The 13954-nt window shown below is 54.5% G+C and carries 13 protein-coding genes; 8 read left to right on the top strand and 5 right to left on the bottom strand.

Annotation, left to right across the window (positions count from 1 at the left end; genetic code table 11):
* The first annotated feature begins 29 nt into the window (after positions 1-29).
* Both H6G07_RS20720 and H6G07_RS20715 read left to right on the top strand, forming a co-directional pair.
* The gene (locus H6G07_RS20720; protein ID WP_073610201.1) at positions 30-317 is read left to right on the top strand and encodes a YkvA family protein; all 288 of its coding nucleotides are present in this window, start codon (positions 30-32) and stop codon (positions 315-317) included.
* 172 nt (positions 318-489) lie between these two features.
* On the top strand, positions 490-852 hold the full coding sequence (locus H6G07_RS20715; protein ID WP_073610202.1) for a DUF2237 family protein: 363 nt from the start codon (positions 490-492) through the stop codon (positions 850-852).
* An 88-nt stretch (positions 853-940) separates the two neighbouring features.
* Here the strand turns inward: H6G07_RS20715 and H6G07_RS20710 are convergent, their stop codons facing one another.
* The gene (locus H6G07_RS20710; RefSeq protein ID WP_073610203.1) at positions 941-1267 is read right to left on the bottom strand and encodes a heavy metal-binding domain-containing protein; all 327 of its coding nucleotides are present in this window, start codon (positions 1265-1267) and stop codon (positions 941-943) included.
* Positions 1268-1280: 13 nt separating this feature from the next.
* Entirely contained in the window at positions 1281-2159 is an 879-nt protein-coding gene (gene nadC, locus H6G07_RS20705) for a carboxylating nicotinate-nucleotide diphosphorylase (RefSeq protein WP_073610204.1), read from the bottom strand.
* Positions 2160-2662: 503 nt separating this feature from the next.
* Here nadC and H6G07_RS20700 point away from each other — a divergent pair.
* From H6G07_RS20700 to H6G07_RS20690, 3 genes are all read left to right on the top strand, one after another.
* Complete coding sequence (locus H6G07_RS20700) at positions 2663-2944, top strand: 4a-hydroxytetrahydrobiopterin dehydratase (RefSeq protein ID WP_073610205.1); 282 nt, start codon at positions 2663-2665, stop codon at positions 2942-2944.
* 435 nt (positions 2945-3379) lie between these two features.
* Positions 3380-4855, top strand: a complete 1476-nt coding sequence (locus H6G07_RS20695) for an iron uptake porin (RefSeq protein ID WP_073610206.1) — start codon at positions 3380-3382, stop codon at positions 4853-4855.
* 395 nt (positions 4856-5250) lie between these two features.
* Positions 5251-6738, top strand: a complete 1488-nt coding sequence (locus tag H6G07_RS20690) for an iron uptake porin (protein ID WP_073610207.1) — start codon at positions 5251-5253, stop codon at positions 6736-6738.
* 88 nt (positions 6739-6826) lie between these two features.
* Here the strand turns inward: H6G07_RS20690 and H6G07_RS20685 are convergent, their stop codons facing one another.
* Positions 6827-7243 (bottom strand): gamma-glutamylcyclotransferase family protein, encoded by a 417-nt coding sequence (locus tag H6G07_RS20685; RefSeq protein WP_073610208.1) that lies wholly within the window; start codon positions 7241-7243, stop codon positions 6827-6829.
* 202 nt (positions 7244-7445) lie between these two features.
* Between H6G07_RS20685 and H6G07_RS20680 the strand changes: the two genes are divergently transcribed.
* The 3 genes from H6G07_RS20680 (at position 7446) to H6G07_RS20670 (ending at position 11001) form a co-directional block, all read left to right on the top strand.
* Complete coding sequence (locus tag H6G07_RS20680; RefSeq protein WP_073610209.1) at positions 7446-8423, top strand: UDP-glucuronic acid decarboxylase family protein; 978 nt, start codon at positions 7446-7448, stop codon at positions 8421-8423.
* Between the two features lie 125 nt (positions 8424-8548).
* Positions 8549-9937 carry a UDP-glucose dehydrogenase family protein gene (locus H6G07_RS20675; RefSeq protein ID WP_073610210.1) on the top strand — a complete coding sequence of 463 codons (1389 nt, stop codon included), beginning with the start codon at positions 8549-8551 and terminating at the stop codon, positions 9935-9937.
* A 233-nt stretch (positions 9938-10170) separates the two neighbouring features.
* Positions 10171-11001 carry an SWIM zinc finger family protein gene (locus tag H6G07_RS20670; protein ID WP_073610211.1) on the top strand — a complete coding sequence of 277 codons (831 nt, stop codon included), beginning with the start codon at positions 10171-10173 and terminating at the stop codon, positions 10999-11001.
* Here H6G07_RS20670 and hpsJ-B read toward each other — a convergent pair.
* Positions 10998-11780: a hormogonium polysaccharide biosynthesis protein HpsJ gene (hpsJ-B, locus tag H6G07_RS20665; RefSeq protein WP_073610212.1), complete on the bottom strand. Its 783-nt coding sequence runs from the start codon at positions 11778-11780 to the stop codon at positions 10998-11000. The two genes, H6G07_RS20670 and hpsJ-B, sit on opposite strands and share 4 nt — an antisense overlap.
* A gap of 218 nt (positions 11781-11998) precedes the next feature.
* Entirely contained in the window at positions 11999-13768 is a 1770-nt protein-coding gene (locus tag H6G07_RS20660; RefSeq protein ID WP_073610213.1) for a peptide ABC transporter substrate-binding protein, read from the bottom strand.
* Positions 13769-13954: the final 186 nt, after the last annotated feature.

The following is a 13954-nucleotide window of genomic DNA, read 5'->3' as shown; positions in this document are numbered from 1 at the left end:
TTAAACATCCCGTTCAGGTAAATGGCTCAATGAACAATGCGATCGGCTCCTTTTATAACTGGTATAGAGCAACCCTGCGCAACACCAAATACCGCTGGCTCTTGGTTTTAGGAACCATCATTTACTTGGTTTCTCCCCTGGATATTGCCCCCGACTTTTTGCCAATTATCGGCTGGGTCGATGACGGTCTGTTGGCTACCCTACTCGTTACTGAGTTGTCTCAAATTGCGCTGGAGCACCTCAACAAGCGCAAGCAGTCTGGCACTAGCACAGCTAACGACACTACCGTTGAACCCATCACTACTATCGATGCGTAGGCTGAGTCAGGTCAGCCCCTGTCAAATTCTTTACCCTCAAACCTATCTCCCCGAGATGTCGCTAGCGACATCTCTTTTTTTTGGAAGCTTCACCAGGGCGAGTTTTGAGGTCTTGCGGTAAATTAAAAGCGAGTCACGATTCGCCTTCTAGCTTTTGAGGTTAAGCAATCCCATGACCACTGCTACCAATGTCTTGGGGACTCCCCTCGCCCCCTGCTGCACCTCACCCATGACCGGCTTTTATCGGGATGGCTGCTGCAACACTGGCGCGGGTGACATGGGAGTTCACGTGGTGTGCGCCCAAATGACCCCTGAGTTTTTGGCTTTCACCAAGGCCCAGGGCAACGATCTCTCAACGCCGATGCCCGCTTTTCAATTTCCAGGACTCAAGCCGGGCGATCGCTGGTGTCTGTGCGCCCCTCGCTGGCAAGAAGCCTTAGAGGCCGGAGTCGCACCCCCGGTGATCCTAGACGCCACCCACGCGAGTGCCGTTGAGCACGTTTCTTTGGCTGACTTGAAAAACTACGCCCTCTGAGGAACTAATCAGGCATCCAATCCTCAGTGCCGCTCTAGGCTAAACCTAAGGATGTAGTTAGGGATCAGGTGCTTAGGCCAAAAACGTCTCATCCCAAGCGCACGGCTGTACCGCTGGCAGCTACCATCAGCATGTTGCCGCCGTTGTTAATCTCCAACGATTCGTAGTCGATATCTACGGCAATAATGGCATCGGCTCCTAGCTCCTGAGCAGCCTGCATCATTTCCTTAATGGCGGTGTTGCGGGCCTGGCGCAGGGAATGTTCGTAGGCACCCGATCGCCCGCCGACCACATCGCGAATGCCCGCGAAAAAGTCCTTAAAAATATTTGCCCCCAAAATCGCCTCGCCATTCACCAGCCCGCAGTATTCAACTACGTGGCGACCGTCAACATTAGGCCCAGTAGTTAAGATCATGGGTTGCCTCGGGTTAAACCACTTCAGAACTTGTCACTTGCATACTAATATCTAGCCACGGAGCCCGGGTAACGGGGGCACTGCTGGAAATAAAATCTACCCCTGTCGCCGCGATCGCCCCTAAAGTCTCTAGTGTCACGTTGCCAGACGCCTCAATCTTGACCGCTGGCTTTTGCTCACGAATGCGCCCCACGGCTGTCTTCATCAGTTCTGGGGGCATGTTGTCGAGCATGATGATGTCTACGGGGCAGGCGATCGCTTCCTCGACCTGCTCCAAATTGCTCGTTTCCACCTCCACCATCATTGGGTAGGGAATTGCTGATCGAATCTGCGCCACAGCCGCCCGAATGCCCCCGGCGGCAGCGATATGGTTGTCTTTAATCATCACCGCATCATCCAGCCCCATGCGGTGGTTAATGGCTCCACCGACTCGGCTAGCGTACTTTTCGAACTGGCGGAGACCGGGGGTGGTCTTGCGGGTATCGACGAACTGGGTCGGGCTATGGGCCAGTTGCTCTACGTACTGCTGAGTAGCGGTGGCAATGCCGCTCAGACGCATCACCAGGTTTAAGGCCACCCGCTCTCCGCTCAGCAGCACCGCCAGAGAACCGCTGATTTTGGCCACAGTGGTGTCTTTGGGGCAGAGGTCGCCATCGTTCACCAAAGGCTCAAAGTTGACCTCACCATCTAGCTGCTGAAAGAGGCGGCGGGCAAAGGGCAGCCCAGCCATCACGCCGGGGGCGCGGGTAACCCAAACAGCCTGCCCTGGCCGCTGGGCAAAAGCTCCCAGTCCAGCGGTAGTCCAGTCACCACGGCCAATATCTTCTTGCAGCCAAGCTTGTAGGCACTGATCTAAGGCAATTTCAGGAATCGGAAGCGGGTTGAGGGACATAGGTTATGGACTCTGGAAGGGCGTTGAGGGCCAGCGCTGTTAGATTAGACCTCGACAAAGCTCGCAATTTCTGCCACAGCCAGAAATTATTGTGCTAACTTACGAGTAATGCCGCTGTTACGGCAGCAACTCTACAGATTTTACCGTTTAGGATTCAGGAGGTGATGCCCATGCAAGAGAGTAGTAAACGTGTGGGTCTTCAGGTTGAGATCAGCCGGCTGTGCGCCGGGGCTGTACTCTAGCTTCAGTGTTGGTTGCTTTGGCAACTAGCTAAGCTCTCGAAGCTGGCTGAGTAGGGTTCCTCCCGGCAGTCAGGTTCAACCTAAGATCCAACTAGACCGCCCCTGCTTAGGAAGACTTTCTTCCCCTGGCAGGGGCGGATAGCTTTTAAAGGGGCAAACCTTCACGAGACAACGCCGATCCTTCCTTGCAAGCATCACGGCATCTAGGGAATTGCCAATCCGCCCTTTAGAATCAGGGGGAAATTTATCTGGTTCATCACCGTGGCTACAGTGCTTAGCGATCGCGACATTCAAACCAAGCTCAGCGGACTCCCCGACTGGAGCCTCAGCGGCAAGACCATCACCTGTACCCGCACCTTCAAAGACTTTGTGGCGGCTGTTGCCTTCGTCAACCAATTAGTTGAACCCGCCGAGTCGGCTGGGCACCACCCCGACCTAGAAATTTCCTACAATCGCGTGGTCATCAGCCTCTCCACCCATGATGCCGGAGGGCTGACCGAAAAAGACTTTGCCCTGGCCCAGGTTATTTCTAACCTAGGCTAGCTCGGATCAGTGCTCAGGTATAGTGTCTCAATCGCACCTTCGAAGAGAGGATCCACGCACTTAGCTAACTAAGTACGTGGATCCTCTTTTTCGTTTTAGTTGATACCGCCCGATCGCGCATCCGTCGCCTTGTTCTAGGCTAAATCTTCTTCAGCAAAGCCAGTTTACCGCTGGTAAACGCTGCGATCGCCCCCCTCTACCGATCAATTTGTCCTAAATCAACCCAAAACCTCAGATTATTTCTCCTAAAGCGGCCCTAAACAGGCTCAGGTCACTTGCGCGTGATGAACGGACGCCCGCGTCAAATTTCTTCGATTTTGTATCGCCGTATATTTTGTTTATCCCGAACATAACGTTAAATAGTCCGGGGATCATGTTGCATTTGTAACAGATCCGCTTTTGCATATGCTTAACGGTGTGAGGAGAAAAGACTGAATGACTAAGTTATTTTGGCAATCTTTGCTAGCTGTGCCCGCTGCCCTAGGTGCAGCTGTGGCCGTCTCTGGTTCCGCGATCGCCGCTGAAGCCGCTACCCCCCTGGTCAGCGACTTCGACCAAGACTCTGTTCAACTGGCTCAAATCACCAGCGTTTCAGAACTGACCGATGTGCTGCCCTCCGACTGGGCCTTCCAGGCGCTACAAAGCCTGGTTGAAAACTACGGTTGTATTCAGGGCTACCCCGATCGCACCTTCCGTGGTCAGCGCAGCTTGACTCGCTTCGAGTTCGCTGCTGGTCTCAACTCTTGCCTAGACGTGATCGCCACCCTGATCGCCCAGTCCGGCATCAACCCTGAAGACCTCGCTACTATTCGTCGCCTGCAAGAAGAGTTCCAGGCTGAACTGGCTACCCTGCGCGGTCGCGTCGATGCTCTCGAAGCTGAAACCGCTACCCTCCGCGCTCAGCAGTTCTCTACTACCACTAAGCTTCGGGGTCAGGCCGACTTCCACCTAGTCACGCCCTTCGATACCATTCCGGGTCAAACCAGCACCAGCGTTGCCGCTCGGGCGCGTTTAAACTTCGACTCTAGCTTTACGGGGCGCGATCGCCTGCGCATTCGCCTGCAGTCCGGCAACGGCAACGCCATTCAGCCCCAACTACGGGGTCTAGCCAACGCTAGCACCAGCGGTGCTGACTACAACGTGGGCGTTGACGACTTCTACTACCGCTTCCCGTTGGGTAACCGCATCACTGTGACCGCGTCCGCTCGAGGTCTTCAAGGCGATGACTGGGTAACCAGCACCATCGTGCCCTTCGATGGCCCCGCTGTGGCCGACGCCGGTGGTCCTCAGTTCTACCAAAGTGGTGGGAGCAGCTCCAATGGTGCAGGTCTGGGTGTAAACGTCAACTTTACTGACAACATTGCCCTTGACTTAGGCTACACCGCTGGCGGCCCCGATGCTTTTGATCCCGCTGTCGGTGTTTTTGGGGCGCGCAACCAGAGCTACATCGCTCAACTCAACTTCCTCACCGATGGATTCTTTAACGCTGCGGTAGCCTACCTTCACAATGATCGGTCGGAAATCTTTGCGCTCAATAGCACGGGCTTAGCTGCCCCTCGGGGTGGTGTTGATACCTTTGCTGGCCTACTAAACCTGGACTTTGGCGGGTTCTTTATTGCTGGACACGGCGCTTACCAAAGCTTTAATGGCGGAAACGACTTTAGCTGGAACGCCGGGGTTGGCTTCAACGATTTCTTGGCTGAGGGCACCCAATTGGGTGTATACGCTGGCCAACTGCCCCAGTTGGCCAACAACACCAACAACCCCTTCATCGTTGAAGGCTATTACCGAATTCCCTTTAACCAGTTCTTGACCATCACTCCTGCGCTGATCTACGGCGATGCCAAGTTGAGCACCCAAACCGATAACACCGGTTTCTGGGGTGCTCTACGCGCTACCTTCACGTTCTAAAGCAGCTTGGGCTCTGGGGTTTTTAACATATCCCCAGAGCCCTTTAATTTCATCTAGTTACCAGGTTCCAAGGGTTTGTTGCTAGCCGAGCATTGCCCACTGATGAAAATTCTCTCCCCACTCTCTTTACAGGGGTTTATTCGCTCTATGGTTTGGGAACCTTAGAGCAGCAGCTAACGTCTCTGTGTTGGTAAGTTAATCTCGGTCATTCTGGCCAAAACTTATCTAGCCGACACAGAGTATATCTGCTATTGTTGGTTTTGGATGTACGTTAAGGTTAAGCTACCTTGGCCTGTTCATGGCCTAGGCAAGCACCTTATAGATAGGGATGGCTTTTGCCAAACCTGCTGGTAGGTACACAATAAGCCTTAATTAAGGTGTGAGGAGAATATCGAATGGCTAAGTTATTTTGGCAATCTTTGCTGGCTGTGCCCGCTGCCCTAGGTGCAGCTGTGGCCGTCTCTGGTTCCGCGATCGCCGCTGAAGCCGCTACCCCCCTGGTCAGCGACTTCGACCAAGACTCTGTTCAACTGGCTCAAATCACCAGCGTTTCAGAACTTACCGATGTGCTGCCCTCCGACTGGGCCTTCCAGGCACTACAAAGTCTAGTTGAGAACTACGGTTGTATTCAGGGCTACCCCGACCGCACCTTCCGTGGTCAGCGCAGCCTGACTCGCTTCGAGTTCGCTGCCGGTCTCAACTCCTGCCTAGACGTGATCGCCACCCTGATCGCCCAGTCCGGCATCAACCCCGAAGACCTCGCTACCATCCGTCGTCTGCAAGAAGAGTTCCAGGCTGAACTGGCTACCCTACGCGGTCGCGTCGATGCTCTCGAAGCTGAAACCGCTACCCTGCGCGCTCAGCAGTTCTCCACCACCACCAAGCTGGTTGGTCAGGCTGACATGCATCTGACTACCCCCATTGATATCGTAACTGGGGAATCAAGCACCAGCGTTGCTGCTCGGGCTCGCTTGAACTTTGACTCCAGCTTTACGGGCAACGACCGTTTGCGCATCCGCCTTCAGTCAGGCAATGGCAACGCGGTTTCCGAACCATTCCTGGGTGGTTTGGCCAACGCTGGCAACAGCGGTCCTGACTACAACGTGGGCATTGACGACTTCTACTACCAGTTCCCTGTTGGTAGCCGTTTGACCGTAACCGCTTCTGCCCGTGGCTTGGCTGGCGATGATTGGGTTACCAGCACTATCGTGCCCTTTGACGGTCCTTCCGTTGCTGATGCCGGCGGTCCTCGGTTCTACGACGTTGGTGGCGGTGGCACCAACGGCGCTGGTGTTGGTCTGAGCTTTGCTCTCACCGACAATATCGTTTTGGATGCGGGCTATACTGCTGGCGGTCAATCTGCTTTTAATCCTGCATCTGGTATTTTCTCGGGCGACGGCGCCAGCACGCAGAGCTACATCGCTCAGCTTAGCTTCCTGAGCGACGGCTTCCTAGATGCTGGTATTGCCTACCTGCACAATGACCGGTCTGATTCCTTTGCGCTTAACGGTACAGGCATAGCTGCTCCTCGTGGCGGTACTGATACCTTCGCCGGTCTGTTGAACCTTGACTTCGGCGGTTTCTTCGTTGCTGGTCATGGTGCCTACACTTCCTTCAACGGCGGCAACGACTTTAGTTGGACTGCTGGTGTAGGCGTAAACAATTTCCTGGCTGAGGGTGCTCAACTAGGTGTTTATGGCGGCCAATTGCCCCAGGTAGTTAATACCGCTAATAACCCCTTTATTGTTGAAGGCTATTATGAGATTCCCTTCAACCAGTTCTTGACCATCACCCCTGCTGTCATCTACGGCGACCTCAATTCCGCTGCTGCTGATGACGAGATCGGTCTCTGGGGTGCTCTGCGCGCCACCTTCCGTTTCTAAGTTCTCATAACTTAGTCACAACTTAGCTAGTTTTAACTAGCGTCAAGGCTCTGCCATATTATTGGCAGAGCCTTTTATTTTGAGACATTCACAAAATCAAGGCCTCTGTCCAGTAGCCCTGGGGTAACCACAGTCCTCCGGAGCTATTCACCTGTTCTAGGCTCATGGTGTAGACCCAGGCTCTCTCCAATCGGCACTGGTTCAAGTCATAAATTGTTTGCAAGCTGCGCTGATACTCACTACTCTGGGGGCGATCGGAGTAATATTCTTCAAAAGCATCTATGGCCACCAGAGCATCCGTGTTGCCCAACGTTAGCAAAACCCCTTGTACCCAACCAGGTTCTGTGGTCATAGCTGGGTAGCCTAGGGATAGATGGTAGAGCCGTCCTATTGTCTGCGCCGGTTGGGCTGCGATCGCAAAGGGTTCACAAAGGCTGGCAAACGCTCTTTCACCAGGTTTGAGGGTGCCATAAACAAACAAATAGCAAAGAGCATCACTAGACATAGAGTTATTCAAATGAGCGCACAGCTTGCTCAACCTGAGTTAGAGACAGCCGTTTAAAATAAAAAACTTTATAAAGCATTAGCAAACTAATCAAAATTAGAGCAATGGGGTTTTGATATCCGGATACTTTACCCTGGGAAAAGTAAGGGTAGATGCAAGCTACACCCCCTAGTTTATAAAATCTCTCTCTGGTTAATTGCCCATGAGAATTCTCGTAACCGGCGGAGCTGGGTTTATCGGCTCCCACTTAATTGACCGTTTGATGACCGAGGGTCACGAAGTCATCTGTCTAGATAATTTCTATACGGGTCACCGGCACAATCTACTGCACTGGCTCGATCACCCCTACTTCGAGGTCATTCGCCACGACGTAACTGAGCCGATTCGGCTTGAGGTTGACCAAATTTATCATCTGGCCTGCCCTGCCTCTCCGGTGCATTACCAGTACAACCCGGTCAAAACCATCAAAACCAACGTCATGGGCACCCTAAATATGCTGGGCTTAGCTAAGCGAGTTAAAGCTCGCTTTCTGCTAGCCTCGACCTCCGAGGTGTATGGCGACCCTGAAGTACATCCTCAAACCGAAGACTACCGGGGCAACGTCAACCCCATTGGCATTCGCAGCTGCTACGACGAGGGCAAGCGCGTCGCTGAAACCCTGTCCTTTGACTACCACCGTCAAAACAACGTCGATATTCGAGTGGCCCGAATTTTTAATACCTATGGGCCTCGCATGCTTGAAAACGATGGCCGTGTAGTCAGCAATTTCGTCGTTCAGGCCCTACAGGGTATTCCGCTGACTGTGTACGGTAGCGGTTCGCAAACGCGGAGTTTTTGCTATGTGTCTGATTTGGTGAACGGCTTGATGCGGCTGATGAATGGCGATTACATTGGCCCAGTCAATTTGGGCAACCCCGATGAGTACACCATTTTACAGCTAGCTCAAACCATCCAGGCTATGGTGAACCCAGACGCTGATTTGATTTACAAACCCCTGCCCCAGGATGACCCTCAGCGCCGCAAGCCGGATATCACTCGGGCTCAAACGTTCCTCGACTGGAGTCCTACGGTGCCTCTTCAGGAGGGACTCAAGCTCACCATCGACGATTTTCGCAGTCGTCAGAGCCCATCAGGAACAACTGCGGTTGTATCACCGACACTGCACTCTGTGACCAACTAGCCTTTGCAGGTTAGGCCACAGTTAGGAGGCCATAGTCTAGCTGTGGCCTCGGGTTCGTCAAGTCAAGAGCATTAAGCTGAGAGCTTAACGGTTATCGAGTGTTCATAAAGTAAGGGATATTTTTTATGCGGGTATGTGTAATTGGTACTGGTTATGTAGGCCTGGTTACCGGGGTGTGCTTGGCTAATGTTGGCCACGACGTAGTGTGTATTGATGTCAACGAGGAAAAGGTTAAGCTCATGCAGTCGGGGCAGTCGCCCATTTTTGAGCCAGGGCTGGCTGAGATTATGAAGTCGTCAATGGCGGCAGGCCATCTCCAATTTTCCACTGATCTAAAAGCTGGCGTCGAGCACGGCGACATTCTATTTATCGCGGTGGGCACCCCAGCACTGCCTACGGGAGAGAGTGATACCCGTTATGTGGAGGCAGTAGCTCGGGGCATTGGCACTCACCTCAACGGCGGCTACAAGGTGATTGTGAACAAATCTACGGTACCTATTGGTTCGGGCGACTGGGTACGCATGATTGTGTTGGATGGCGTAGCCGAGCGCCAGCCGGTATCCGTGCCTGCGGGGGGTATTCCTGAGACAACCCACCCTGAGGTCACCGCCGACTTCGATGTCGTTAGCAACCCAGAGTTTTTGCGCGAGGGCTCGGCGGTATACGACACCTTCAACCCCGATCGCATCGTGCTGGGCAGCAACAGCCCTCGGGCGATCGCCGTGATGAAAGAGCTCTACACTCCGATCATAGAACGGCGCTTTGCCGAAGACCCCAGTGCCGAACCGGTGCCTGTGCTGGTGACTGACATCAGTTCGGCTGAAATGGTCAAATATGCCTCTAATGCTTTTTTGGCGACCAAAATTAGCTTTATTAATGAAGTCGCCAATATCTGCGATCGCGTTGGGGCCGACGTGACCCAAGTCGCTCAGGGCATTGGTCTAGATTCTCGCATCGGCAAAAAGTTTTTGCAGGCGGGCATTGGCTGGGGCGGGTCGTGCTTTCCCAAAGATGTATCAGCCCTGATCCACACCGCTGATGACTACGGCTATGAGGCTCAGCTACTCAAAGCCGCTGTGGAGGTTAACAACCGCCAGCGTCAAATCACCCTCGAAAAACTTCAGCAAGTGCTCAAGATTCTCAAGGGAAAAACCGTCGGCCTGCTGGGGCTCACGTTCAAGCCTGATACCGATGACATGCGCGATGCGCCAGCGTTGATTTTGATTGAGCAGCTCAATCGCCTAGGCGCCAAAGTCAAAGCCTATGACCCCATTGTTTCCCAGAGCGGGCTGCGCCATGGGCTGACGGGTGTCATCGTTGAGACTGACGCTTCGCATCTAGCCGATCACTGCGATGCCCTAGTCTTAGTCACCGACTGGCAACAGTTCAAACAGCTCGACTACGCCGCCATGGCCCAGCGAATGAACAGCCCCATCGTCATTGATGGCCGCAACTTCCTCGACCGTGAGGCCATGGTACGAGCTGGGTTTCAGTACTTTGGCATCGGTCGCTAATGCGTAGCTGTCATGTCTATCGCTCTAGAAACTTAGAGCGATAGGCATGGCTTTAACGATGGCAGCTATTCCACAAATCAGTGAACTCTGGGGCACAAGACCTGAGGTTTTGGGGTTCCAGCAGCAGAACATCCCCAACAACCTACTCTCTCACAGTAGGTTGTTGGGTTAAGTCTGCGAGGCTAGCTCGACTGGCCTTAAGATGAACAGATAACCCATTATGCTGCCCTGTTATGACTGCCTACGCGTCTGCTTCAAGCTCTGCCTACGCTTTAGAAGACGAAGCCTGGTGGGTACAGCGCTGGGTGGAGTTGTTGAACACCTACCGCTTCAAGAAGCGCCTAGAGCGGGGACGCATCTACGCTCGAGAAGGCCACATTCTCAGCCTGGAGTACAAGGGGTCCAAGGTCACGGCCCTGGTGCAAGGCACCGCTGAAGAACCTTATAAGCTTTCGATCTGGCTCGACGCGTTTACTGACGAAGACTGGAACTACGTCATTGATTCACTTTCGGAGCAGGCAATTTATTCTGCTCAGCTGCTGGCGGGGGAAATGCCGGCTGAAATTGAGGCTGTTTTTACCGCCAACGGCCTCAGCCTCTACCCATTTAACCTGTCAGAGGTGCATTCTAAGTGCAGTTGCCCTGATCCTAAAAATCCTTGCAAGCACATTGCAGCGGTGTATTACCAGCTAGGAGACTTTTTTCGCGAGGACCCGTTTGTGCTGTTTCAACTGAGGGGTCGCAGTCGCGACAGTATTTTAGACGCGCTACGGCAGCGACGGCAGAGTACCGCTACGTCTACCGAAGTACTCACCCCTGATTCAGAATTGGGCACTCAGCCAGAGACTGGGAAGGCCACTAGTCAAATTGATCTCCAGAATTTTTGGGCCTATGCGGAACCCCTAGACTCAGAGCTGGTGGTGATTACCCCTGCCGAAACGACGGTTCTAGATGTGCTAGGTAAAATACCGCTTCCCCCTGAGGATGCGCCCGCAGTGATGGGCCACCTCAAGGAGATTTACCAGACCGTAGCTCAGCGGGCGATGATGAAGGCCCTAGGCTAGGCAGCCCGAGTCAGCGATAGCAGCCGTCGTAACCCCAGCCAGCCAATGATGGAGTAGCCAGCAGCTAGGAGCAGGCTAATCACTGAGACGCGAATGCCAGAGCGCCAGGCCTCAACCCTAACGCGCTGCTCGGCTTCCGCCCGGCGGGTGCCGATTTCGGTCTCAATTTGCTGCTGGGCTTGGTCGGCCCGCTGCTGCAAGAACTGGGTGAGCCCCTCTGGATCGTTGCGGTACTGCTCAATATCGGCAGGCAGCTGGCCGCTTTGAATCGCTTGGGATAAAAGTTCGTCGTTTTCGAACAGCGCCCCTAGCTGGGTCTGTTGCTGGCTAAGTTCGGTAGATAGCCGTTGTTGCAGCTGAGTTGCAGCTTCGCCAGCTTCGGTGCTGACCTGGGCTAGAGCCGCCTGACTGGAGAGGCGCACGGCGTTGAGGTGCAGTAGTATCAGCAACAAGTAGACCAAACCTAGCACGCTAGCCAAAGCACAGACCCAAAACCGTAGATCGGTGGTCAGATTCTTGCGCTGCCCCCCCTTACCCACAGAACTGTCGAGCCAAAACCCGGTCAGCAGCAGAGCCATGCCTATCAGGGGGACAATGCCGCGATCGACAAGCTGAGTGGTAGTGGCCAACTGCCACTGCACATTGGTGAGATTGGGCGGAATCAGCAAGATCAGAAAGTCGAGCAGGGCTGACAGAATGGCGATGGCACCGGCTACCTTAAGGGCGATCGCAGCCAGAGGAGACACCGTGGAGCTGGTGACAGCGGGTTCAGAGGTCATAGGAAGGGTCGGTCGCTTGTTACAGTTAACCATTCTGCCTTGACCCGGCCAGAAAACCACATATTCGCTATAAAACCTTGAGCTTTGCTGGCTTCAATCTATGCTCGTCTAGTCGTCTGACGGCCAAGGTAAGGCATCGAGTTCGATCGCGATCAGTTCCAATCACCGCGCAATCGAAGCATGGAGAAATCGATCGCTGCGATCGCGCCCGCTTCAGGCTATTGCTCTGGTTGCGCGGGCTTTGGGCTCCAGTCAGCGATCGCCCAGGTGCTGGCATCCCAGGGAGTGAATTCGACTCCGGTGAGGCGATCGCTGACCGCATTGGTCATCGCCCGGTGCACCACCGGAATAACAGCGACATCCTGGGCCAGCAGCTCATTCATCTGCTGAAACAGTGCGGCGCGGCGATCGGGGTCGAGTTCTTGGCGGGCTTCCTCCCAGAGGCGATCGTACTCCGGGTTGCAGTAGCGGGCGTTGTTGGGCTCCTGCCATTGGTTGGCCTGGGAAGCAATTTTGTCGCAGGTCCACCAACCCATATAGATGCTGGGGTCGGGGCTTTCGTTGCCAATGGAGTACACCTGCATGTCGGCATAGAAATGGTTGAGACTGCCGGTGTCCTCCGGGTTGCCTGAGAAAAATTCGTCCATGCGCACTCGCGCAATCTGCACATCTACCCCCAGCTCTTGCAGACTGTCGCTGACAATGGCCTGGGTCTTTTGACGCACAGGATTGACCGCCGCCTGAAATAGCACCTCTAGGGGAACGCCATCTTTTTCACGCAGGCCATCACCGTTGCTGTCAACCCAGCCCGCCTCATTGAGCAGTGCCTTGGCCTGCGCCAGATTGTAGCTATAACTGATGTCTGGCGATTGATAGTTGGCAGGGGCCACCAGCAGTTGGGCGGTTGGTTTGCCAGAGGTGCCGTAAAGCTCCTTGGCAATGGTGTTGCGGTCTACAGCTAGGTTAAGCGCCTGGCGCACTCGCACATCGCTGAAATAGGGGTGCGGAATCTCGGGGCTAGAACGCTCCCCATCCTCAGTGCGGGCAAAGGGATTGGAAAAATTCAGCATGATGCGCTCTACCTGGGAGCCAAACAGGTGAGTGACGTGACCACTGGCGTCGGTTTCTAGCTCGCTAAGGGCCTCCGCTTCAACCTGAAGGTTGTGGGCAAAGTCGGCGGTGCCAGCCTGCAATACCTCGCGCGCGGCGGCATAGGGGGCGAGACCGCCTAGCAGCTCTACGCGCTTGAAGGCAGGTCGTCCGCCCCAGTAGCTCGGATTGGGCTCGTACACCACGGTGCCCGACTCAAACCCCACCACCTGGTAGGGGCCGGTGCCCACGGGCTGGAGGTTAGCCAGTGCGTCGCGGGCGGTGGGGCCATTGAATTCTGCAAAGATATGGCGAGGCAAAATCAGCCCGGTTTGGCCAGTAAACGGAACCGACCAGGCTGGGGTAGGGGTGGCAAAGGTGACTTTTACGGTGTAGTCGTCGATCGCCTCTACGCTTTTTACACCGTCATAATATTGAGCGGTTGCTGCCGCCACCACAGGATTGCGAATAAATTCGAAGGTAAACACCACATCGGCAGCGGTGAAGGGTTCGCCATCGGCCCAGGTGATATCGGGGCGCAGCGTCCAGGTGACAGAGGTGCCATCGGCGGCTATGCCCCCGTTCTCGGCAGTCGGAATTTCGTCGGCCAGAAAGGGCACCAGCTCGCCTGCCTCGTTGTAGCTGGCTAGGGGTTCGTAGACGATGCGGGCCGCCTCAAAGTCTTGATAGCCACTGGCTAGGTGAGGGTTGAGGGTTAGCACCGAGCGACTGTAGAGCAGGCGCAGAGTTTCTGGGTCACGATTTGGCACGGCGTCATTTGCCTCGATCGCAGCGGGCGGAGCAGTGGCCAAGTCGGTAGATTGGCTAGTGACGGTGGCAGCTAGGGCGATGCCAGCGGCAACCACCAAAAGTGCAGTGCGAAACCCTGATCTGATCATTTATTTACGGTATGGAACCCCAAAACGACAGTGTTACCCATTACCCCCGCCCTTCATAGTAGACAATTTGGGTGGTGAGTCTGGGGGCGAGCGCGGCAGTAGAGAGCAATGTTTCGCCTCTATCTCTATGTCTATCAAAGGCGGGGGCAGAGTTCCCGGAAGCTTTAGCCCAATCTTGAGCAGAGC

The organism is Phormidium tenue FACHB-1052, assembly GCF_014696675.1.
GTDB lineage: Bacteria > Cyanobacteriota > Cyanobacteriia > Phormidesmidales > Phormidesmidaceae > Nodosilinea > Nodosilinea tenuis_A.
The sequence above is the reverse complement of the archived record's forward strand: the minus strand, read 5'-3'. Positions and strand labels throughout refer to the sequence as shown.

Excerpts from the sequence above, each read along its gene's own strand:
- H6G07_RS20720 (WP_073610201.1), top strand. The coding sequence starts at position 30 with ATGAACAATGCGATCGGCTCCTTTTATAACTGGTATAGAGCAACCCTG.
- H6G07_RS20715 (WP_073610202.1), top strand. The coding sequence starts at position 490 with ATGACCACTGCTACCAATGTCTTGGGGACTCCCCTCGCCCCCTGCTGC.
- H6G07_RS20710 (WP_073610203.1), bottom strand. The coding sequence starts at position 1,267 with ATGATCTTAACTACTGGGCCTAATGTTGACGGTCGCCACGTAGTTGAA.
- nadC (WP_073610204.1), bottom strand. The coding sequence starts at position 2,159 with ATGTCCCTCAACCCGCTTCCGATTCCTGAAATTGCCTTAGATCAGTGC.
- H6G07_RS20695 (WP_073610206.1), top strand. The coding sequence starts at position 3,380 with ATGACTAAGTTATTTTGGCAATCTTTGCTAGCTGTGCCCGCTGCCCTA.
- H6G07_RS20690 (WP_073610207.1), top strand. The coding sequence starts at position 5,251 with ATGGCTAAGTTATTTTGGCAATCTTTGCTGGCTGTGCCCGCTGCCCTA.
- H6G07_RS20685 (WP_073610208.1), bottom strand. The coding sequence starts at position 7,243 with ATGTCTAGTGATGCTCTTTGCTATTTGTTTGTTTATGGCACCCTCAAA.
- H6G07_RS20680 (WP_073610209.1), top strand. The coding sequence starts at position 7,446 with ATGAGAATTCTCGTAACCGGCGGAGCTGGGTTTATCGGCTCCCACTTA.
- H6G07_RS20675 (WP_073610210.1), top strand. The coding sequence starts at position 8,549 with ATGCGGGTATGTGTAATTGGTACTGGTTATGTAGGCCTGGTTACCGGG.
- H6G07_RS20670 (WP_073610211.1), top strand. The coding sequence starts at position 10,171 with ATGACTGCCTACGCGTCTGCTTCAAGCTCTGCCTACGCTTTAGAAGAC.
- hpsJ-B (WP_073610212.1), bottom strand. The coding sequence starts at position 11,780 with ATGACCTCTGAACCCGCTGTCACCAGCTCCACGGTGTCTCCTCTGGCT.
- H6G07_RS20660 (WP_073610213.1), bottom strand. The coding sequence starts at position 13,768 with ATGATCAGATCAGGGTTTCGCACTGCACTTTTGGTGGTTGCCGCTGGC.